We start from the raw sequence: 21,761 nt of genomic DNA, 5'->3' as shown, positions 1-21,761 counted from the left end.
ATACTGATTAAAAATGGTAATCAAACAGAAGCTGTCTGATTGCCGAATAGTATTGTACCAGATGAAATGACCAATACACCGAATCAAAAGTAAATTATATTGGGTCAATAAGCTCCAACGGATGCGTTGGGCTGCGCCGGAGCAGTGAATCAAGTTGCTCACCACAAGATGTTCCGCTCGCAACAACCGTCCGGCTCTGTGCATCATCGGTTGTGAACTGGTCTTTGAGCCGATCGCCAACGTCCATACTGAGCTCATAATACTCGCTTTTATAACCGAAGCTACCGGCCATCCCACAGCACTCGACATCGCTTTCCAGTACATCATACCCAAGTTGTTCGAGCACTGCAGTCGTGTAGACTGCAAGGCCAAGCGTTCGCTGTTGGCAGTGTGAGTGGTAAGCCACCTTAATCTCCCGACTACGTAGCGAATCCGGATCGCCACCGTTCTCAAGACAGCCGTAGACGTACTCTAAGACATCGTAACTGTTCTCGCTGAGTCGATCGTATGACGCGGCTGGAAGCAGTTTTTCGTACTCGCGTTTGAACATCGCAAGATCGGATGGTTCGATAACGACAACATCTCGGCCAGCATCCAACGGTTCTGCAAGCGCCGCAAAGACACTACTTGCCCGATCGCTTGCGGTCGAAACCATCCCTTGTGAGAGTGGGGCACGACCGCTCTCTGGAACCGCAGGAATCGTTACGTGTACGTTGAGGGCCTCAAGGACTCGGACGGCGGATTTTCCACGGCTAACTGCAACGTAGTTCGTATACACATCCGGATAGAGCACAACCTCTCGATCGGCGCTCGAAGGGGCTATTTGACAGCCACCGCGGCTGTCGAACCAGTCTCGAAGTGTGTTTCGTTTGAATTTCGGAAGGTCACGCCGTGAGTCAATCCCAGCGACTCGCTCAAGTACCGTTCGAACCGGCCCTTGTGATGCGATCCAGTTTGAAAGCGGTGCCGTTGCACTGCCAGCTTTTGCAAGCGTTTCGTAGTTTCCAAACAGTCGTTTTTGCAGATCGATCGATCCGGATTCCTCATCAGGAACCAGTGTGTCGTACATCCAGTCAAATCGACTGTCGTCCTGCCCATGATTGAGTCGGTCGCGAACAACAGTGTTGATCCATGGAATATCAATATTAACTGGACATTGGTTGACACAGCGGCTACAACCGGTGCAGAGATCATTAAATTCAGCCGCACTGTCATAGCCGTGGACGCCAGCTTCCCAGCCGGTTGCAATCCCGCCGGAGTACGTCTCACCACCAAACGCGTGTCCTCCGACGCTTTGGAAGTTTGCACAGGAGTTTGCACACGCAGAACAGCGGATACAGTAGAGCGTTTCACGCAACTCATCGTCCTCGCGCATTGCCAACCGACCGTTGTCGATCAAGACAAGGTGGAACGATCGGTCATCCTCCCGATCGGCGAATGCAGTATTCGAATCCGCAAACTCAACGACTGGAGAATCAACGGGCGGCGTAAGTAGCGAAATATATGAGGTAATGTCTTGTCCGGTTCCCGATCGGCCGATCAGTTCAATAAATGGTGAGAGGTCCTCGACAGTTGGGACGATCTTTTCAACACCAGCAACAGCAATGTGAGTGTCTGGGACAACCGCGGATTTTCGGGCGTTACCTTCGCTTGTAACCAGCATGATCGAGCCCGAGTCTGCGGTGATGAAATTTGCACCAGTCATCCCAATATCGGCATCTTCGATGAGCGCGCCAAGTTCTTTGCGTGCAAACATCGTGAGCTCTTCAGCCGTTTCGAGCGGCTCATCGGGATCAAACGTAGTATTGAACAGTTCTGCGATCTCCGATCGGGATTTATGTAACGCAGGGGCGACGATGTGCGATGGTGCTTCATCTGCAAGCTGTAACACCCACTCACCGAGGTCAGTCTCAACAACGTCAACCCCATCTTCTTCAAGAGCCTCGTTGACATCTATCTCCTCGCTCGTCATGGATTTCGATTTGACAAGCCGTGCTGCCTGGTTTTCCGATGCGATCGATCGAATGTACTGGTTTGCGTCGGCCGCATCATCTGCAATGTAGACGGTCCCACCGTTTGCCTCAACAGTTTCAGTCAATGCATCGATGAGTTCAGGGAGCCGTTCGATGGCGTCCTCCTTGATCGACCGAGCTTGCGTTTTCAGCTCTTCATAGTCCGAGAGTTTGCTCACCGATTCATATCGACCGCTGTTGAACCCGAGCGTGTTCTCTTCGACAGCAGGACCTTCTGTCTCCAACAGGTGTCTAATCTTAGCCGCTTTCTCTTCGCGCGCGTTACTCATTGTTACCCCCGTCTGTTTCGTCAGTAAGTACAATGACATGGACATCTTTTGGTCCATGCGCACCCTTCACGAGCGCGCCCATGTCCGCGGTTGCGCTCGGGCCAGTCGCAATGATCGAGCTTCCACCCGCTCGGAGTTTTGGGCCAAGATGGCCAACTGCGTCGGACATCGATCGAACAATATCTTCCGCAGAGAGTACAGGAATGTGTAGATCGACAAAAAGACTAATCTGTTCTGCGCCATCAGTTGTTGAATCAAGTACGACGCTCCCGTAGTCAGCAATCCCCAGTGATGCTGGCGTAACGCTTGTCTGTGCAGCGTTTAGTTTTGCGGGAGTAACCTCAGTATCAATCCACTCTGGCTGCGAGATACTGTCGAACGGCAGTGGAACACCGATCGTCTCTCCCTGCACAATAGATGCAAGCGTCTCAGCAAACGCTGCTGGAGCGGTATAGGTAACGTCAACATCCAGCGCAGCAAGCGATTGCTGGAAATCCGTTACGTTATTATCTTGATTTATGCTCATGAATCGGTATTATCGTGACGACGTATGGGTGTTCTGTTAGTTCACATATTTTATTTCGTGGAGTATCTGTTGGGAAAAATTTGGTCGTCAAGTAGCACCAAAATTGAGGTCTCGTCAGAGACTACCAGCGCACGAGTAACGAGTTACCAAAAAACCGAAAATAACCCACGCAGCCGGTCGTTTCTACAAACCATCAATCCATAACTTTTGACTGTATTGGCCAGTGCCTTTGTATTTACATCCAGTATACACGTGTATATTGGACGTCGAAATATAGTTGAGTGGTCAAAAGAGAACCGATAGCTAGTTAGTCAAGACGCGATAATCGCAAGCAGTAGTCTTGATACACAAATGAACTGGTGACAGAGGAGTGGAGGAAGGTTACCAAACACCCAATATATGAACAAAACAGGGGGCTGATACTGAAAATAATAAATATGAACAACCGCAATTAGTGCATTTTCAGCCGTTTCAAGTCTTTAGAGTACATATTAGCTGTTTGAATGTAAGTGAGTGAACGATAATTATATATACGACAAGTACAATGCCAAATCCATGCCAGACATACTGACTGATGGCATCGAGCTGAACCGAAGAGCGACTCACACGAACAGGGGTGAGCTGCATGGTTAGTACTGTGGAGCTATTCCTTGCGACCACACCGTTAGTGCTTGCAGGGGTTCTCCTTGTGGGGTTCTTGTGGCCTGCCACACGTGCGATGCCGATCGCATGGGTAACTGCTGTATTAGTCGGATATTTTGTTTGGCAGATGCCACTTGACTGGATTATCGCAGCGTCAATTGTCGGCGGAATGACTGCGATACAGATTCTATGGATTGTCTTTGGAGCGTTATTATTGCTGTATACACTCTCTCAAGCAGGAGCGTTTGATCGGATCAATCAAGGATTCGCACGGATCAGTGATGATCGGCGTGTGCAAGTAATTCTCCTCGGTTTCTTCCTTTCGGCATTCATCGAGGGGGCTGCAGGATTCGGGACACCAGCCGCAGTGGTTGCACCACTGCTTCTCGCACTTGGGTTCCCGGCGCTCGCTGCAGTGATCGCCGCATTGATCGGTCACATTATCGCGGTTACGTATGGCGCAGTTGGAACACCGATCATCATTGGGATTGAAGATCCGCTCGCAGCAAGCGAGTCAATAAGTACAGCAATCACCGGCGGAGGGTTTACTGTACAAGAATACTCTGTCGAAGTTGCAGTGTGGGCCGCAACGTACCACGCACTTGTTGGATTTATGATGCCACTATTTGCAGTTGGGATGATCGTCTACTTCTTTGGCGATCCAAATGATCGGAGCCTCAAGCCAGCGTGGGAGGTTGCACCACTTGCGCTGTTTGCCGGCATTGCATTCGTCGTTCCGTACTGGCTCTCAGCGCAGATTAGCGCGGAGTTCCCAGCACTCATCGGTTCGATGGTTGGTGGAGCGATCGTTGTTGGAGCGCTGAAAGCAGGCTACTTTGTCCCAGCGGAAGAATGGGACTTCCCACCGCGTGAGGAGTGGCCAACACACTGGGTCGGAACGATCGAGCCGGGTGAAGTAGAGACGGATGTCGCACCACACAAAACAGGTAACGAGGCAGCTGCAGACGGTGGTACAGTGAACCCGAAGGCAGCAGATATCTCACTATTCAGAGCATGGACACCATACATCCTGCTTGTTGTGATGTTAGTAATTACTCGAGTTGTAGATCCACTTCCGGGATTCCTGCAGGGCGAGCCACTGACGATCGGAGGAACGACAATCACTGCCCACCAATTCATATTCACAACGACATGGGAAGGTATCCTCGGGACCTCACTCTCCGGTGGTATTGAGTGGGCCTACGTACCCGGATTCTGGTTGGTTCTCTGTTCGTTGATCGCAATTCCACTGTACAAGATGAATGGTGCCGAAGTCAAGGCTGCATGGTATGAAGCAGGTGAGAAACTCGTTGCACCATTCATTGCGCTGGTGTTCGTGATTGCGATGGTTCAAATCATGCTCCAGTCTGGTGCACACGCAGAGGGCGTTGAGAGTATGATTTTCGTCCTCGCACAAGCAACGGCAAACACCGTTGGGCCGCTCTATCCATTTGTTGCAGCACTGATTGGTGCACTCGGGGCAGCAATGGCTGGATCGAACACCGTCTCAAACATTACGTTCGGTGGGTTCCAGTTTGAAGCTGCATCACAGCTTGGCATCCCAACTCAGCTTATGGTTGGTGCACAAGCAGTTGGTGGGGCAATCGGTAACCTTGTTGCAGTCCACAACGTTGTTGCAGCGCTCGCAACTGTTGGGTTGGTTGGACAAGAGGGTCGTGTCATTCGGCTCAACCTCATTCCACTGGCCTACTATGCAGTCATGGTTGGTGTTGTCGCAACAGTGTTTACTTACGTGTTGTTCCCAACGCTGTTCTAAACACGAACCATTCGTTAATGATTTAGCCTAACGTTGGCGTGAATCGATCGCCGCCGAGGAACTTCCAGATCTGCCCGCGTTCTTCAGGCGGATCAACACCAGGGAGTTCTTTGAGGGCGGGTTGAATCGCATTCCACCACCCTTCAGGCGTTTCAAACGCTGCTGGGTGCTCTGGATACACCGTTTCTAAGAAATCGGACTTTTTTGCACTCGGATGCTCAACGAGATACTCGTATGCCGCATATAACGCATTCTGTCGTTTTGTAAGCGTTTCACCGCTTCCAGGCAGGGAAACGGCTGCGATTGCGTCCAGAACAGGGTCCGGTGCTTGTGTCGATGTTGATGTCGGTTGGTGTGCCGGAATTGGTTGCCACCACACACGACCACGTGCACCGACTTTCCGAGTTTCTAACTGTCCTGTTTCAACGAGGGCACTCAGTTTGTTATGTGCAGTCCGCCGCGAGCAGTCCAGCACCTCCATGACATCACTTGCAGTTACGGGTCTTGCAAGATCGTCTCGGTTCTCAAATGCGTCCAAAGCAGCTTCAGCTGGGATCTGTGCTGTATATTGACCATTGGTGTTCCGCTCACGATCGCTACTCATACCAAGCCATTACAGACAACTGTATATCAATGCTTGTTAAAATATCATATCTGCTGATGAAATAAACAACGGTTGGGCTGGAGATACTACGGGAGATGTATACATCTCCGACAGCTATTTATTTCTAATTTACACAGAGTATAATGATAATGGACTGTAGTCTCAGTTGTTATTTTTTTCACATATATAACACAGGTAGGGTTCGTCACAAAGGTGGGTAATGACGAGTATTGTAACCGTATTTTTCGCTGCGTTACCGCTATTTATTGTTGGATTATTGTTAATCGGGTTGTTGTGGCCAGCGACCCGGACAATGCCTGTTGCATGGCTATCTGCAGTTGTGATTGGTGCAGTTGTATGGGGGATGCCTGCATCATGGATTGTTGCTGCAAGCATTAGCGGGGTTCTCACTGCAATTCAGATTTTATTCATCGTGTTTGGAGCGCTGGTATTGTTGTACACAATGCTTCGGGCGGGAGCATTCAGTACACTCAATCGAAGTTTTACGACAGTAAGCGAGGATCGGAGAGTCCAAATTGTCCTAGTTGCATTCTTTTTATCTGCATTCATTGAGGGTGCAGCCGGGTTTGGAACCCCTGCTGCGGTGGTGGCACCGCTTCTTTTAGGGCTTGGGTTTCCTGCACTTGCAGCAGTTGTAGCCGCACTCATTGGTCATGCGATCGCAGTGACGTATGGTGCAGTTGGGACGCCAATTATTGTCGGGATTCGAGAACCATTGGAAAATGTTGGATATATCAACCAGGTGCTTGCTGGTAATGACCAGACCGCAGCAGAGTTCGCAATCAATGTCGCAGCGTGGGCTGCAACATATCATCTTTTGATCGGATTTATGATGCCATTATTTGCAGTTGGGATTGTCGTCTACTTCTTTACACCACAAGGGTCTCGAACCATGGAGCCGATCATTGAGGTAGTACCGCTTTGTTTGTTTGCAGGTTTCGCATTCGTCATTCCATATTGGATAACAGCACAAGTGAGCGCTGAACTTCCTGCCTTGGTTGGGTCAATGCTTGGTGCCGCAGTTGTTATTGCTGCGCTCCGAGCGGGATATTTCAAGCCATCAACAGAGTGGGACTTCCCACCGCAAGAAGAGTGGCCCCAACATTGGCTCGGATCGATTCACCCAACTGATGTAGAGTCCGTGTTATCCGAGGATCGGGAGATGTCGCTGCTCAAGGCGTGGTTCCCGTATATTTTCCTTATTTCGAGTTTGCTACTCACTAGAAGCATTGACCCAATGTCATCGCTACTACAGGGTGACACGATTATTCTACTTGGAACGCCTATATCGCTGCAGGTAGCATCTACATCTACGGTAGTCGGCGAAATTACAGTTGGGGTTCTGCTGTTTGAGTGGACACAAATCGCAGGAACAACAATTGGGAACAGTATCAATCTGTTATACGTACCTGGCATTTGGCTTCTCGCTAGTGCAATGATTGCAGTACCACTATACAAACTGCCAACAGATGCGGTTTCGGTGGTTTGGAAAGAAGCAGCAATTAAATTAATTACGCCACTTATTGCGCTCTCATTTGTTCTTGCGATGGTTCAAGTGATGTTGCAATCCGGTTCTCATGCCCCAGGATTAGACAGTATGATTGTTGTTCTGGCGGTTGTGATCGCAGATGTACTTGGACCAGCGTATCCGTTAGTTGCACCGCTTATTGGGGCACTAGGTGCAGCGCTTGTCGGGTCAAATACGGTGAGCAACATCACGTTTGGACCACTGCAGTTCTTTGCAGCCGATAGCCTTGGAATATCACGTGAACTCACGGTCGGTGCCCAAGCGGTTGGAGGCGCGATTGGGAATCTTGTTGCAATTCATAATGTAGTGGCCGCGTTGGCAACTGTTGGACTTGTCGGTGAAGAAGGACGGGTGATCAGGCTCACGCTGATCCCATTGTTGTATTACCTGGTTTGTGCGGGGATGGTAACGTTGCTTTTCACATATCTACTCTTCCCAACAACGTTCTAAAAATAAAATCGTGTCAGGTGTGCGTAACGGGGTGCATTATGGGTATTGTTTATTAGTATCATAAACAAAGACACATCAGAACCAAATGAATTATATTGCAGTTCGGGGCCGAATGTTCGCGCTGTTGGACCCAGAGCGTGGCGGTCGAAAAGGGAGAGCGGTTGATTTCTTCATTATGGGGCTTATTTTCCTCTCAATACTGTCGATTATTTTAGAAACAGTTGCACCAATACGACAGCAGTACGGTCTGTGGTTCGACCGACTCGAAGTATTTACTGTCGCAGTATTCACGATTGAGTACATTTTGCGTATCTGGACGATTACGGCAAAAGAAGGATACAGTTCAGTCCGTGGACGGCTACGGTATATGACAAGCTATCACATGGTGATAGATCTGCTTGCGGTCCTCCCATTCTTTATTGGTGGATTTGTTGACCTTCGGTTCCTCCGTGTTGTTCGGATCTTTCGAATCATACGTGTTTTCAAGCTCGCTCGCTACTCAAAATCATTGCAAACGATGGGGTATGTGCTCCGTAAGAAAAAACCGGATTTGATTATAAGCACGATCGCCACTGGAATTTTATTAGTTCTGGCATCTAGTGCAATCTATTTTATTGAAGGTCCGGTACAACCTGAGGAGTTCAGTAGTATTCCTGCATCGTTTTGGTGGGGGGTAGTCACAATGACGACCGTAGGATATGGTGACGTAACTCCAGTTACGACTGCTGGCAGAATAATCGGATCGCTTGTAGCATTTTTAGGAATTGGCCTGTTTGCCCTTCCTGCATCGATTCTTGCAAGTGGCTTTATTGAGGAGGCGACACAAGAAGAAAAACCACGGCCGTATGTTTATTGCCCACATTGTGGAGAGGAACTACCGAATAAAAGCCGATAACTAATTCTGTTTATACTCCAAGAAGTGCTTCAATCGACATAAAGAGCGAATCCGGATCGACGATCGCACCACTGAAGATTGCGACAAAGATCACGACTAGGACTTTCCCGTATCTGGTAATCAGTACGCGAGTAGACAGTGGTAACCGCGAGCGTACAACTGGAAGTGTAACAACACCTAAAAGAATTCCAAGGATCCCTGCGATAGTGTTATTTTGTAGGTTCGTGACGGCGATATAAAGCACGATCCCGCCCGCAATGTACGCAAGCGCTGATCCCCGTTTGGACCACACTCGACCGACAATTCCTGTTTTTTTATTGTCATTATTCTCTTCAGGATCCGGTTCTGCATCTGTTTGAGTTGCTTGTGTTGCTGTCTCTGTCATAATGAACGTATTTGAGGACCCGTGTTCATCCGGGTATTTCAATCGGTATGTTATTCTCTAATTCAGTAAGTGTAAGCGTACTGTTTTAATTCGCGAAAAAGCGACGAAACCTGAAGCACACCTGTATTATTATAAGTTTGCGTTTCCTGAACCGCCGTCAATGACAATCGATTGGCCATTGATGAAACCGGAGTTTGGCGACGAAAGGAAGGCAACTGTATTACCGAGTTCCATTGGGTCACCAATTCGTCCAAGTGGGTTGGATGAACCCCACTGTTCGAGGCCTTGCTCGTAGTTTTCAAAGTCACCACGTTCAACACCCTGTTCGATGAGTTCTTTGATCCGAGATGTTTCGTGTGATCCGGGGAGAACTGCATTAACCCGGACATCAGGTGCAAACTCTTTTGAAAGCGTTTTTTCGAGTCCGATAACACTCATACGAACAGCATTCGAAAGCACAAGCGAATCGATCGCCTCCTTGACACTCCGGGATGTAATGTTGACGATCGTCCCACCACCATCTGCGGCGAGCGGCTCCGCAGCCTCGCGCACAAGTCTAACAACGCTCATCACGAGGAGATCATACGCCTGATACCAGTCCTCATCATCGGTGTCAAGGAATGTGCCGCTTGGTGGGCCACCAGCGGATGTAACCAGATGGTCTATCGTTCCAAATTCGTCAACGGTTGTCTCAACGAGAGTTACAATATCGTCTTCATCAGTAAGGTCACCAACAACTGGAACGACACGAGCACCGTCAGCCGCTTCCGCACGAAGTTCTTCGGCTGCGGCTTCAAGTGTTTCCGCATCCCGACCGTTGATAACAACGTTGACACCCTCGCGAACAAGTGCAGTGGCAGATGCATTACCGAGCCCTCGACTAGATGCAGTCACGAGCGCTGCATTACCTGCAATTTCTAAGTCCATAATCAACAGTAACAAATTACGGGGATTAAACCATTCGTGAAGCAGAACAAAATGGCCGCTACTTGAGGAATATGGCGAGAATTTGATAGGCAATAATGGTGCAAATTCGAGGGGTTCATTAGTCATAAACTATCAGAATAAACTATGTCGACACCGCTTTCTGATTCACATAGAGATCCCGCAGCAGTGGATGCAGGATACGACTATGTGAGCGATGAGATCAATCGACCTGCGCTCGTTTCTGATCTTCGTAAGCTAATTGATGGGGAAGTCCGATTTGATAGCTACTCACGGCAGCTCTATGCAACTGATGCATCTGCCTATGAGGCCGTCCCTATCGGCGTTGTGATGCCAAAGTCAACGAAAGACGTTTCAGAAGTTGTTTCATATTGTTCAAAACACGAAATTCCGGTACTACCGCGAGGTGGCGGAACCAGTCTTGCAGGTCAAACGGTAAACGAAGCGGTTGTCCTTGATTTTACACGACATCTTGACTCAGTTGTCTCGATCGATCCAGAAAACGCACGAGCGACTGCACAGGCAGGTGTCAGACTTGGCGAACTCAACCAATCACTGGGCGAGCATGGGCTGAAATTCGCACCGGACCCTGCATGGGGCGATCGAAGCGCACTCGGTGGGGCGATCGGCAACAACTCGACAGGAGCACACTCACTAAAATACGGAAAAACAGATTACTACATCGAAGAAGTTGAGGCAGTCTTAGCCGATGGGACGGTGACAACGTTCGGTGAGGTCGACGTAGAGACACTCAGAGAAGAGGCAGACCCGACTGCCGACACACTCATTCCACGGATCTATGCGGAGATTGTCACCATTCTCGATGAGCAAGCAGCTGAGATCGAGTCCCAGTATCCTGACCTGAAACGGAACGTCTCTGGATATAATTTAGATATGCTGCTGGATGAGGCGAATGGAAAGCGCCGGCTGCCGGACAACTCAGGACTTGATCCGGAGAGCGAACCAGGAACCGTCAATCTTGCACGGCTGCTTGCAGGGAGTGAAGGGACGCTTGCGATCGTTACAGAAGCAACCGTCTCGCTTGAGCCAGTACCAAATACAACCGCAGTCGCGTTGTTAACCTACCCGGACGTAATTACGGCACTCTCGGATGTTGCACCAATTCTAGAACACGACCCAGCAGCAGTTGAGATCATGGATGATGTGCTGTTAGATCTTGCATCACAAACTGCAGAGTTCAGTGATGTGGTCGGACTCCTGCCTGAGGAGACCGATTCGGTGCTTCTTGTAGAGTTCTATGCGGACGATACTGCGCATGGAAAACAGCAGGTTGCGGATCTATTTGCCGATCGTGTCCCGCATGTCTCAGCAGTTGTCGAACCAACAGATGGTGCAGCAGAGACGACAGGCACGGGGACGTTTGCAACGACTGCGATGGAAGCATACGACGAGGAGACAAAAGCGAAGTTCTGGAAGATGCGAAAATCGGGGCTTCCAATCTTGCTCTCTCGGACGTCTGACTCAAAACACATTGCATACATCGAAGATACAGCGATCCCCGCAGAGAACCTCCCAGCATATGTTTCGGACTTCCAAGACGTGCTCGACAAACACGACACGTTTGCGAGCTACTATGCACACGCTGGCCCAGGTGTACTGCACATTCGCCCGCTTGTCAACACAAAAACAGTTGAGGGGTTAGAGACATACGAGGCGATCGCTGACGAGGTCACAGATCTCGTTGTAAAGTACGGTGGCTCAATCTCTGGTGAGCACGGAGATGGACGAGCACGCACACAGTGGAATCGGAAGCTGTATGGAGATGAGCTCTGGAATGCGTTCCGTGAGCTGAAAACAGCATACGATCCACAGTGGATTCTGAACCCAGGAAACATCTGTGGCGATCACGACCTCACTGAAAACCTTCGATTCTCGCCTGAGTACGAGTTCGACTCCGGATTTGAACCAGCGCTGAACTGGGATAACGAGAACGGTTATCAAGGGATGGTTGAGCTTTGTCACGGCTGTGGTGGCTGTCGAGGTGCTCAAGAGACGGTCGGTGGTGTGATGTGCCCAACCTACAGAGCGAGCCAAGAGGAGATCCAAGCAACTCGTGGGCGGGCAAATATGCTTCGCCAAGCAATGAGTGGCGAGCTCCCGGAAGCCGAACTCCTCTCAGATGAGTTTGCAAACGAGGTACTTGATCTCTGTATCGGGTGTAAGGGCTGTACAAAAGACTGTCCGAGCGGTGTTGATATGGCGAAAATGAAAGCGGAGATCACACACGCTCGTCATGAAGAGCATGGTGCATCACTCCGAGACAAGATCTTTGCAAACATTGACTCGCTCTCCTCGCTTGGTAGCACGTTTGCACCGCTTGCAAATGCGGCAACAAAGATTCCAGGATCGAGAGCGGTAATGGAAAAAACGATCGGCATTGCAAAGGATCGATCGCTGCCAACGTTCCATCGAACAACGTTTGTTGACTGGTTTGAAGCACGGGGCGGATCAACAGTCAATCGTGCAGAGGCCGATCGAAGCGTGGTGTTGTTCCCGGATACGTACACAAACTACAATCACCCGGATGCAGGAAAGGCAGCGGTAAAAGTTCTTGAAGCAGCGAACATTCACGTTCGACTACCTGCCGAAGAGATTACAGGAAGCGGACGACCACCGCACTCAAAAGGCTTCATTGACATTGCAAGCGAAATCGCACAGCGGAATGTAGATGCACTCGCACCACTCGTAGCGGATGGATATGATATCGTGCTCGTTGAGCCATCGGATGCAGTAATGTTCCAGTCGGATTATCTTGACCTCCTCAGCGGAGAGGATGTCCAAACGATCGCGGGCAACACCTACGGTGTGTTCGAATACATTGATACGTTTAGACTGGACGAGTCGATCGCGTTTGATACAGATACCGCTGGACAGACAGCACTCACCTATCACGGACACTGCCACCAGAAATCGACAAAGAAAGACCATCATGCAGTTGGCGTCCTGCGACGAGCAGGCTATGCAGTTGATCCGCTTGATTCAACCTGCTGTGGAATGGCTGGGTCATTCGGATACGAAGCCGAGCACAGAGAGATGAGCCGTGCGATCGGGAACATCCTGTACGAACAGGTGGATAAAAGCGAGGGTGACATGGTTGTCGCACCGGGTGCCTCGTGCCGGACACAGCTGGGTGATAGACCGGATGATGACACTGAGCCGCCGCATCCGATCGAAACACTCGCAAGCGTCGTATCATAAAACCCAGCAACGGTATCAGCTAACGGTACAATTTTGCGGGAGTACGACAACGCTCGGTATGGATCACGTCGCGTTTGATGACGCAGAGAGGTATGAGCCGGATGCTGGATGGATGCGTGCTGCGCTTGCAGGCAGTGATAAATTCACGTTTGAGTGGTTCGAGAAGCCACCAGAGCATAGCTCACCGATGCACGACCACGAAAATGAGCAGGTGTGTGTCTGTTTAGAAGGGGAGTTAACGATTCACACCGAAGAGCGTACGGTTACACTCAAACAGTATGACTCTGTCTGGTTAGAAAGTTGGGAGTCACATCGCGTTGAAAACACAGGTGATGAGCGTGCTGTCGGATTAGATGTGTTTGCACCGGGTCGATCGTTTGATTTCTGGACCGATCGCGAGGAATAATGACCGCACATCTTCGGTTCGCGACAGATGTGACTGGGAGGCGATTGGTTGGAGATGCAGACGGGTTTATTCCGCTGTCAGCAGCCGCACCTGACTGTGATGATATCGTAACCGCAGCGCAGCAGGCAGCGTCAATCGATATTGATGCGGCTCCGGCGGCGAAGATGCCTGCCGACGAGCTACAGTTCGGGATTCCGTTTACACCGGGGAAGCTCTGGGGAATTGGGCTCAACTATGCAGATCATGCAGCAGATCTGGATGAAACACGGCCCGCAGAGCCGGCCAGTTTTATGAAACCCCAAACCGCGCTTGCACCGCCCGGTGGTCCGATCCGGCTTCCAGAACAGAGCGATCGGGTGACGGCAGAGGCGGAACTAGCGATTGTTATTGGCCGCACTTGCACAGACGTTTCGGTGACTGAGTTTGCTGATGTTGTCGCCGGCTTTGTCCCTGTGATCGACATGACTGCAGAGGACATCCTCCAGCGAAATCCGCGGTTTCTGACACGATCAAAAAGCTTCGACAGCTTCCTTGTCGTGGGTCCATGGATGACTGCACCAGCAACAACAGATACCTTGGAAGAAATGAATGTTGAGACCGTGATCAATGATGAAGTCGTTGCAAAAAATGGGCTGGATGCAATGCATTTCTCACCACCGGAACTGCTGTCGTTCCACTCAAGCGTGATGACGCTTGAGCCGGGTGATATTATTTCAACAGGGACTCCGGGAGCCGGAGTAATCCGATCGGGTGATGTTGTTGAAGCTCGGGTTCATGGCGTTGGAACGCTCTCGGCAGGCGTAAAATAAGCGCGGAAAATCAATCAGAACAATTTTTGTTCACTGTGCGAACAGTTTTGTATGCCCTCCCATCGCACAACGCTCGTTGTGAGAATGCTCACAACAACGATTGCAATGGTTCTTGTTGCAGCCATATTTTTAGCTGGTATCTGGGGATCGTTGTATCTGATTCTTGTTAGTGTTGGTTTTGATGGAGTCGGTGTTGCGACGATCGTGACCAGTGGCCTCATTATCGTTGTTGGCTACCTTGAGTACCAACAGCTTGAGACGATCGAACGCATTGCTGATGCAGATATTGTTACTGAATCCGACGCAGGAGAGCTGTATCAGCTCACAACAAAAGTAGCGACACAGTTGAACATTCCTGCACCAACGATCGCAATCTCCAATCGAGACACACCGGAGGCGCTTGCAGTCGGGTTTCGACCACAGAACATTCACCTTGTGCTTTCAACCGGATTAATCGACGCACTGTCTCCAGAAGAGTTGGAAGCGGTTATTGCACATGAGTTAGCTCATGTGAAAAATCAAGATGCGATGGTAATGACCGTGCTCTCACTTCCAGTGATGATTGCGGCGGGGCTTCGACATCGACTCCAGTCGATCGAAGACCCAGGGTGGTTTGTGGTTGTCATTGTTCCATTGCTCTTTGTCTCAAGCGGCGTTTGGTTCGTTGGAAAGACGATTACAGCACGGCTTTCTCGCGCCAGAGAGCAAGCAGCCGATCGAACAGCCGCAGCCGTGAGTGGCTCACCAGCAGCACTTGCGAGTGCACTCCGAACGCTTGACACAGAGATCCACAATACACCGGATCGAGACCTCAGAGAAGTATCCGGCATCTCCTCACTATCTATTCTACCACTCGAGCCATGTGAGCCACAAAAAATTATGCTTGGCCCTGAAGGGGACGTTGAGCCAGCATATTGGCAGCTTCGAAAACGGTTGTTCTATCTTGAACGACGGTTCTTTGGAACGCATCCGCCGACTGAATCGCGAGTGGAGACGCTGACCCGGATGGAACGACAACAGCAGTAAGGATGTGGGCGAAAAATCTAAGAAAACTGTGAAAGGCGATCGAGATCAACCGTATCCACGCTGATAAGAAACCCCTCAAGCACGCTGTCACCATTTGAAAGCGTCACCTTACCACCACACTCCCAGATCCATTTTGTCACACCGGATTTCATACGGATTCGATATGTGAGGTTGTAGGACTGGTGTTCTGCAAGTGACTGTTCCGTCTCGGTTTGGACATATGTACGATCATCAGGATGAATGATTTCTTCAGCCAACAGAACCTCGTCTGCTAGCTCCTCGCTTGTATATCCGGTTAGCTCCACACACGATCCTTTGACAAACGCAAGTGGCCATCCAGGTTCATTTTGATGCCGGTAGACAATTCCGGGAAGCCGATCGACCAATCCCTCTAATTGACGTTTATTTTCGAGATTATCTGTTATGTCATAAACATGTGAGTAGATTGCAATACGGTCACCTTCAGCATTTGTGAGTGCGTGATTATGCCACTCACACATGATCTCACTCCCTCCTTTTGTGAGATTCAGATTGATACTCTGTCTCTGTTGGTGATCGGACTGTAGCGATGCAAAGACGCCAGTGACATGATTGCGCTCAAGTGGTGGCAGAACCTTCTCCCAATCTGCACCCTGTAGTTCGTCAGTTGTATAGGCAAAAATATTTCGCGCTGCTTTGTTGATTCGGACAAGTTTGTACGCTGTGTCCCATTCGATAACACCTATTGGGGACTCCTCAAAAAATAACGAAAGCTGTTTTTCTCGTTCTTCTAAGCGCTGTTGGGACCGATAAGATTGAACTGCGTTCTGGACCCGATTTGCAAGAACAGTGTACTGTTCAACGTTTGTTCCCTTCTGAAGGTAGTCTGTGACGCCAGCGGAAATTGCATCGCTTGCAACCTCTTCTGAGCCCTTTCCGGTAAACAGTTTGACATCCTCCCCGCCCTGAAGGGCGAGGATTCCCGAGCGTTGGGATATTAAGGTTTGCAGTCTACCACCTGTTCCCTCGGTGAGAATCCGTGGGACAAGTCGTAAAGGTAGACTCCGGGCTGTGCCAACCAGCCGGTACTCCTATCTCCACCCAAATTGGATGCAGACTCGGAGTTACTTTGATTCAAGTTGAGACGGATGTTCTCCGCCCCATTCACGTCAGCGTTGAACGCTGCATCGCACTCCTCGCAAACGTACAAGCCGCGTTCAACACGCTGACTATCATCTTCTCTACCGCAGACGCAACACGTCTTGCTCGTGTCGCGCTCAGACACTTCTACGACTTCGATTCCCTTGACTTTCGCCTTGTAAGTGAGAATCTTCGTGAAGCGGTCGAATGCCCACCCGTGCAAGTCGAGGTTTCCATGCCGCCCCCAGTTTTTCGAGTCGCCGTTCTCATCCTCACGGACACCCGCGAGTTTCCCGACATTGATGCGACCGACATTACGCTCTACACACTGTTCAACAATGTGTTTTGCGAGGCTGTGGAAGAAGTGGGTGCGGCGCTCCGACCACTTGTGATGCAGACGAGTCACCTCAGAACCACTCGAATCATCACACTTGGCGATTTCCTTCGGGAAGTAGTACCCATCCTGCTTCAAGCGGTTGCCGGGGTACAGGTCGGCGTCATCGGTGCTGTACGCAACCGCTGCGAAGTTGCAGATACCGAGGTCAACACCAACCGTCTCGTTTCCGGGTGCGTCAGGCGTCTCCACTTCGTGTTTGCAGACGAGGTGAAGTTCCCATTGGCCCTTTGATTTGCTGTAAACGGCTCTGACTTGTTGCAGGTTCTCAACCGTGACTTCAGGACGTGTCTCGTACTCAACGAGAATGTAGTCCCAGTCCCTCGGGTGGTCTTTGTGGTTCGCACCTTTCGAGAGCCGGACACGGTTGTGTTTCGTGTCGTGTCGGATGCCTTTCTGCTTCCATGTCACCGTCGAACGCGGGTGTTCTTCGTGGACGCGACGGCCTTGGTCGTCGTAGTAGTTTTTTTTGCGGTAGCCGGGCGGATTCGCTCGACTGTCTGACTTGCGTTTGCCGTACCACGAGTTGAAGGCTTCAGCGAGTTCTTCCAGAACGCGCTGACTGGACTGAGAATGCAGTCCTTTGTAGTTGTCGTGGCCTTTCAACTCACGCTTCAAGTCTGAGTCGTCGGGAATCTCCCCTGTGTCTTCCCACACTTGACGGGAGTGATAATTCGCAACGTTCCACAGTTTCGATGCACTCCATCCATGCAGGTCGAGCATCCTTTCCACTTGCGAGTGGTTGCGGATTTTCGCTCGGTAGGTACGGTGGATGTGCATTCGTGAAACGTCTCCATAACTGGTTATGCTGCTTTCTATTGTAAATGTTTGGTTTAATTCGTGGAATATCCAGTCGTGCCATCGACCGTGGGTAGTGGAAGTGTTGTCGGCTGTATCCTCGCCCTGAAGGACGGGGTTTTAGCCTTGAATCTTCCATAACAGGCAGGTCAGGGTAGAACAGTGTGACAGCAAATCGGCTGTTTGCGCGTTCTAAAAAATAGTAGTAAGCTCACCAATGACCGGATTATCATCAACGTGGAGGACCGAAATCCGGGAAGACATACTGTATAGGTATCTAAACTGGTTTCAAGGGCGAGTTCCCCGCGTCACCGGACACGCGGGGGTGAAGCCCGACACTCCGCTTAATGTTCCGTCTGTTCGATGTACCGTTGAACCACTTCTTCGGATACCGCACCCGTTGTCCCGACGTAGTATCCTACCTTCCAGAATCCACCGCCCCAGAACCTTGACTGAAAATGAGTGGTCGTTGGGACAGGCCGAACTTCTGTACCGAGATGGCGTGTACTACCTACACGTCACGGTCAAAACAGAACTCGAAGTGCCTAAACCGGAAGACGCTGACACACTCGTCGGCGTCGATATTAACGAGCGCAACATCGCTCTCACCGCTCTTAACCGTGAGACGATGGACACGCTCGGAACACTCGTGCTTGACTACGGTACGGTGAAAGCCGAACGCCAACGCTACCACACCATCACCAAACGCTGTCAGGAACATGGGAAACACTCCATCCACCACCAACTCGGGGAGAAAGAAGAACGCTATACTGAGTGGGTTCTTCACCGGCTGTCTCGGGTTGTGGTGGAGTTCGCCCAACAGTTCTCGAATCCAGGTATCGTGTTCGAGGACTTGAGCGGGATTCGGGACGCCATCAAGTACGGCACGTATATGAATCGGCGTCTGCACAAGCTGCCATTCCACAAGTTTGAGCAACAGGTTCGCTACAAAGCAACGTGGAACCAGATTTCGTGTGAAACGGTCGAATCACCGTACAACTCGAAATCCTGCTCGTGCTGTGGACACCGTGGATACCGCCAAGGTCGGCGGTTCCGGTGTACGAACGATTCGTGTGAGGTTCAGCAAGACCATGCTGACCGGAACGCGAGTGTGAACGTGGCGTGGCGAGCGTGGGCAAAACACGCTGGCGTAGATGTTGAATCGGTTACTTACCGGACTCACAAAACCCAACCACAAGTTCGGTTGGTGCGTCTGTCCGGGTCGGGGCGTTCAGTAAACCGCCCATCCTCATCCCGCGAAATCGCTTCGCGTGGAGTACTTGCGACGTAGGGTGAGAGAACTACAAAAGCCACGGGCCACCGCGCCCGTGGTCGTTTACCTGGACATATAGCAATTCCGTTCACTTATATCAGAAATGTATTTATCGATTATTATAGTTTAAGAGAGAACAAACGAAAACAGTAGCCAACATGCAGGTCACAGTACTTGGCGCTGGAACAATGGGCCACGGTATCGCACAAGTGGCAGCGATGGCAGGAAATCAGGTGATAATTCGTGATCTCGAAGCACCCATTCTTACATCCGGTGTCGAATCGATCGAATCGAATCTCAAAGGCGGTGTCGATCGAAACAAATTGACAGCGGAAGAGATGGCCGCAACGCTCGATCGGATTCAAACAACAACCGATCTGGCAACTGCAGTATCCACCGCCGACCTTGTGATTGAAGCCGTCCCAGAGCAGATGGCCGTCAAACAGGAGACATTTACTGCCGTCGAAGAATCAGCTCCAAAATCCGCAATACTCGCGTCAAACACGTCGTCGCTTTCGGTGACGGAAATCGCAAGTGTGCTTGCAAATCCAGAACGTGCAATCGGCCTCCATTTTTTCAATCCAGTACATATCATGGGGCTTGTCGAGGTTGTTGTTGCTGAACAAACCAGTACAGAGACTGAATCACAGGCGATCGGATTTGTAGAGTCGATCGAGAAGGAGCCGATCGTAGTCCGTGATTCCGCAGGCTTTGCATCCTCTCGGCTTGGCGTCACACTGGGTGCAGAAGCAATCAGAATACTTGAAACAGGTGTTGCAGGCCCGAAAGATATTGACAACGCGATGACGATTGGGTATGGGCATCCAATGGGTCCACTGGAGCTAACAGATGTTGTCGGGCTTGACGTACGACTAGATATTTTGGAGTACCTACAGACAGAGTTTGGCGATCGGTTCAGGCCACCACAACTGCTCAAGCAGAAAGTCCGTGCCGGAAAGTATGGCAAAAAAAGCGGTGAAGGATTCTATGTCTGGGAAGATGGTGAGATAGTTGGAGTCAGTGGAGGGCGATTTGATGAGTGAAACACAGACACAAACCGAAGTTGCCGCAGCAGACTGTGAAACCGTTTCCGTAACAGTAGGCGATCGAGTTGCGGGTGTGGCAACACTCACACTTTCGCGGCCGGATGCACGGAATGCGCTCAACGCACAGCTTCGATCGGAGCTGAAAAAGGTGCTCACCACAGTCGAAACCGATGACGATGTTCGTGTTGTCGTGCTTACCGGTGACAATGATGGGCGAGCATTCGTTGCAGGGGCAGATATTACAGAGCTTCGCGAACGCAATGCGATCGAACAGAGAGAAGCGAGCAAACGCCCGCGTGTGTATGAACGTGTTGCTGAGCTCTCAAAACCGGTTATCGGATGGGTAAACGGCCATGCACTCGGTGGTGGCTGTGAGCTTGCGATGGCATGTGATATTCGATATGCGGCCGCCGAAGCAAAACTGGGTCAGCCAGAAATAAACCTGGGATTGATTCCGGGTGGTGGCGGAACACAGCGACTTCCGAAGCTTGTCGGAACTGGCACTGCAATGCGACTTATCCTAAGCGGCGAGCTCATTGAGGCAGCCGAAGCAAAAGAGATCGGGCTCGTCGACGCCGTGCACCCACGTGATGAATTGGCTGACGAGGTGTACACACTGGCAGAGTCGATCGCAGCAAAAAGTGCGATCGCAGTCGAGTTTGCAAAAACAGCAGTTACTGCAAGCGAGAGTATGTCACTCCAAGATGGAATTGCGTACGAAGCGGAGCTATTCGCACAGCTGTTCGCAACTGAAGATAAAAATGAGGGCATAGACGCGTTCTTTGACGATCGAGATCCCGAGTGGAACGATAGATAGGCGAAGTCGGTTCTGTTGGAACCCATCTTCCTACAAGGAGGGAATCCTGCCGTTCACGGCGGGAGGGAATCCGGCAACTACTGAACTAACCACCTTCAAACGGCCTGCCTGAATGCCAACCGTCATCTTTATGTTACGCAGAAACTTACATTCTAATGGATGAGAGCTGATTTCGATATGGAGCGAGGTGGGTCACTTCATGAAGCCGTGAAGCAATACGCCCGCGATAACGGGGTACGCCACCCACGAGCATACTCCGAACTCCTCCGCAAAGGACTCGAATCCGAAGGCTACGATGTCAACGACTCAGACAGCGAATAAGACGCTGGAAGCCACGCTCGCACCGCCAACACGGTGCAAAGAGCAACGCCTTCAGCAAACGCTGTCTGAATACCGAGACGCACTCGAAGACGCCTTCGAGCAAAACTGTACGACGATGAGCGCCACGAACGACGTGGTAACGCCGTACAACCTGCCGTACCAAGCGAAAGACGCCCTCAAATCCTACGTCCCGAAACTCCACAACACGTACAACGCCAACGAGTTGGACGACGAACACCCGCTCCGCTTCGTGAACCGAGCCGGAAAGTTCGATCGAGACTCCTCACGCGAGTACGAAATCTGCTGGAACGTTCCGCAACCCGGTCGGGGAACCAACTTTTGGATACCTCTTCGGCTAAATCCCGAGCAAGAGGAACTGTGGGACGAGCTGCTTGATGGCGAATCGAGTACGAAAGTGGGGGAACTTCGCTTGCAGAAACACCGGACGACGTGGACGC

17 protein-coding genes and 3 pseudogenes are annotated in these 21,761 nt (G+C 50.7%); 12 read left to right on the top strand and 8 right to left on the bottom strand.

Annotated elements, in window-relative coordinates; genetic code table 11:
- Positions 1-94: 94 nt before the first annotated feature.
- A complete protein-coding gene (locus AArcSt2_RS16335; protein WP_250586252.1) occupies positions 95-2,302 on the bottom strand; it encodes an LUD domain-containing protein in 2,208 nt (735 codons plus the stop codon).
- Positions 2,295-2,828, bottom strand: coding sequence for an LUD domain-containing protein (locus AArcSt2_RS16330; RefSeq protein ID WP_250586250.1), 534 nt, complete (start codon positions 2,826-2,828; stop codon positions 2,295-2,297). Before AArcSt2_RS16330 ends, AArcSt2_RS16335 begins: the two co-directional genes overlap by 8 nt.
- 625 nt (positions 2,829-3,453) lie before the next feature.
- Here AArcSt2_RS16330 and AArcSt2_RS16325 point away from each other — a divergent pair.
- Entirely contained in the window at positions 3,454-5,247 is a 1,794-nt protein-coding gene (locus tag AArcSt2_RS16325; RefSeq protein ID WP_250586248.1) for an L-lactate permease, read from the top strand.
- Positions 5,248-5,269: 22 nt separating this feature from the next.
- Here AArcSt2_RS16325 and AArcSt2_RS16320 read toward each other — a convergent pair whose 3' ends face one another.
- Positions 5,270-5,851 (bottom strand): helix-turn-helix domain-containing protein, encoded by a 582-nt coding sequence (locus AArcSt2_RS16320; protein WP_250586246.1) that lies wholly within the window; start codon positions 5,849-5,851, stop codon positions 5,270-5,272.
- Positions 5,852-6,071: 220 nt separating this feature from the next.
- Between AArcSt2_RS16320 and AArcSt2_RS16315 the strand changes: the two genes are divergently transcribed.
- Together AArcSt2_RS16315 and AArcSt2_RS16310 are read left to right on the top strand one after the other, a co-directional pair.
- Positions 6,072-7,850, top strand: a complete 1,779-nt coding sequence (locus AArcSt2_RS16315; protein WP_250586244.1) for an L-lactate permease — start codon at positions 6,072-6,074, stop codon at positions 7,848-7,850.
- A gap of 85 nt (positions 7,851-7,935) precedes the next feature.
- Positions 7,936-8,745, top strand: a complete 810-nt coding sequence (locus AArcSt2_RS16310; protein ID WP_250586242.1) for an ion transporter — start codon at positions 7,936-7,938, stop codon at positions 8,743-8,745.
- 10 nt (positions 8,746-8,755) lie between these two features.
- Here the strand turns inward: AArcSt2_RS16310 and AArcSt2_RS16305 are convergent, their stop codons facing one another.
- Both AArcSt2_RS16305 and AArcSt2_RS16300 read right to left on the bottom strand, forming a co-directional pair.
- Positions 8,756-9,130, bottom strand: a complete 375-nt coding sequence (locus AArcSt2_RS16305; RefSeq protein WP_250586240.1) for a hypothetical protein — start codon at positions 9,128-9,130, stop codon at positions 8,756-8,758.
- 129 nt (positions 9,131-9,259) lie between these two features.
- Positions 9,260-10,057: an SDR family oxidoreductase gene (locus tag AArcSt2_RS16300; protein WP_250586238.1), complete on the bottom strand. Its 798-nt coding sequence runs from the start codon at positions 10,055-10,057 to the stop codon at positions 9,260-9,262.
- A gap of 144 nt (positions 10,058-10,201) precedes the next feature.
- Here AArcSt2_RS16300 and AArcSt2_RS16295 point away from each other — a divergent pair, with 144 nt between their 5' ends.
- From AArcSt2_RS16295 to AArcSt2_RS16280, 4 genes are read left to right on the top strand one after another with little or no spacing between them, the layout of a single operon-like run.
- Positions 10,202-13,294: an FAD-binding and (Fe-S)-binding domain-containing protein gene (locus AArcSt2_RS16295; protein ID WP_250586236.1), complete on the top strand. Its 3,093-nt coding sequence runs from the start codon at positions 10,202-10,204 to the stop codon at positions 13,292-13,294.
- 58 nt (positions 13,295-13,352) lie between these two features.
- Positions 13,353-13,700 carry a cupin domain-containing protein gene (locus tag AArcSt2_RS16290; RefSeq protein WP_174654912.1) on the top strand — a complete coding sequence of 116 codons (348 nt, stop codon included), beginning with the start codon at positions 13,353-13,355 and terminating at the stop codon, positions 13,698-13,700.
- Complete coding sequence (locus tag AArcSt2_RS16285; protein WP_250586234.1) at positions 13,700-14,509, top strand: fumarylacetoacetate hydrolase family protein; 810 nt, start codon at positions 13,700-13,702, stop codon at positions 14,507-14,509. The genes AArcSt2_RS16290 and AArcSt2_RS16285 overlap by 1 nt, the downstream gene beginning before the upstream one ends.
- A 51-nt stretch (positions 14,510-14,560) precedes the next feature.
- A complete protein-coding gene (locus tag AArcSt2_RS16280) occupies positions 14,561-15,535 on the top strand; it encodes a M48 family metalloprotease (protein ID WP_250586232.1) in 975 nt (324 codons plus the stop codon).
- Between the two features lie 17 nt (positions 15,536-15,552).
- Here AArcSt2_RS16280 and AArcSt2_RS16275 read toward each other — a convergent pair whose 3' ends face one another.
- The 3 genes and pseudogenes from AArcSt2_RS16275 to AArcSt2_RS16265 all read right to left on the bottom strand — a co-directional run.
- A complete protein-coding gene (locus AArcSt2_RS16275; RefSeq protein WP_302929239.1) occupies positions 15,553-16,419 on the bottom strand; it encodes a PAS domain-containing protein in 867 nt (288 codons plus the stop codon).
- 92 nt (positions 16,420-16,511) lie between these two features.
- Complete coding sequence (locus AArcSt2_RS16270) at positions 16,512-17,828, bottom strand: RNA-guided endonuclease InsQ/TnpB family protein (protein WP_250586230.1); 1,317 nt, start codon at positions 17,826-17,828, stop codon at positions 16,512-16,514.
- A 362-nt stretch (positions 17,829-18,190) separates the two neighbouring features.
- Positions 18,191-18,301, bottom strand: a pseudogene (locus AArcSt2_RS16265) (transposase); the annotation flags it as partial.
- Positions 18,302-18,312: 11 nt separating this feature from the next.
- Between AArcSt2_RS16265 and AArcSt2_RS16260 the strand changes: the two are divergent.
- The 5 genes and pseudogenes from AArcSt2_RS16260 to AArcSt2_RS16240 all read left to right on the top strand — a co-directional run.
- A pseudogene (locus tag AArcSt2_RS16260) lies at positions 18,313-19,137 on the top strand (RNA-guided endonuclease TnpB family protein); the annotation flags it as partial.
- A 140-nt stretch (positions 19,138-19,277) separates the two neighbouring features.
- Positions 19,278-20,162: a 3-hydroxyacyl-CoA dehydrogenase family protein gene (locus tag AArcSt2_RS16255; protein WP_250586227.1), complete on the top strand. Its 885-nt coding sequence runs from the start codon at positions 19,278-19,280 to the stop codon at positions 20,160-20,162.
- A complete protein-coding gene (locus AArcSt2_RS16250) occupies positions 20,155-20,982 on the top strand; it encodes an enoyl-CoA hydratase/isomerase family protein (RefSeq protein WP_250586225.1) in 828 nt (275 codons plus the stop codon). Before AArcSt2_RS16255 ends, AArcSt2_RS16250 begins: the two co-directional genes overlap by 8 nt.
- A gap of 159 nt (positions 20,983-21,141) precedes the next feature.
- Positions 21,142-21,303, top strand: a complete 162-nt coding sequence (locus AArcSt2_RS16245; protein ID WP_174653258.1) for a hypothetical protein — start codon at positions 21,142-21,144, stop codon at positions 21,301-21,303.
- Positions 21,278-21,761: pseudogene (locus AArcSt2_RS16240) on the top strand (RNA-guided endonuclease TnpB family protein); the annotation flags it as partial. The gene AArcSt2_RS16245 and the pseudogene AArcSt2_RS16240, both read left to right, overlap by 26 nt.

Source organism: Natronocalculus amylovorans (assembly GCF_023638035.1).
In the GTDB taxonomy this organism is placed as follows: domain Archaea; phylum Halobacteriota; class Halobacteria; order Halobacteriales; family Haloferacaceae; genus Natronocalculus; species Natronocalculus amylovorans.
Note: the sequence above shows the minus strand (reverse complement) of the source record. Positions and strands in the feature narration are given on the sequence as shown.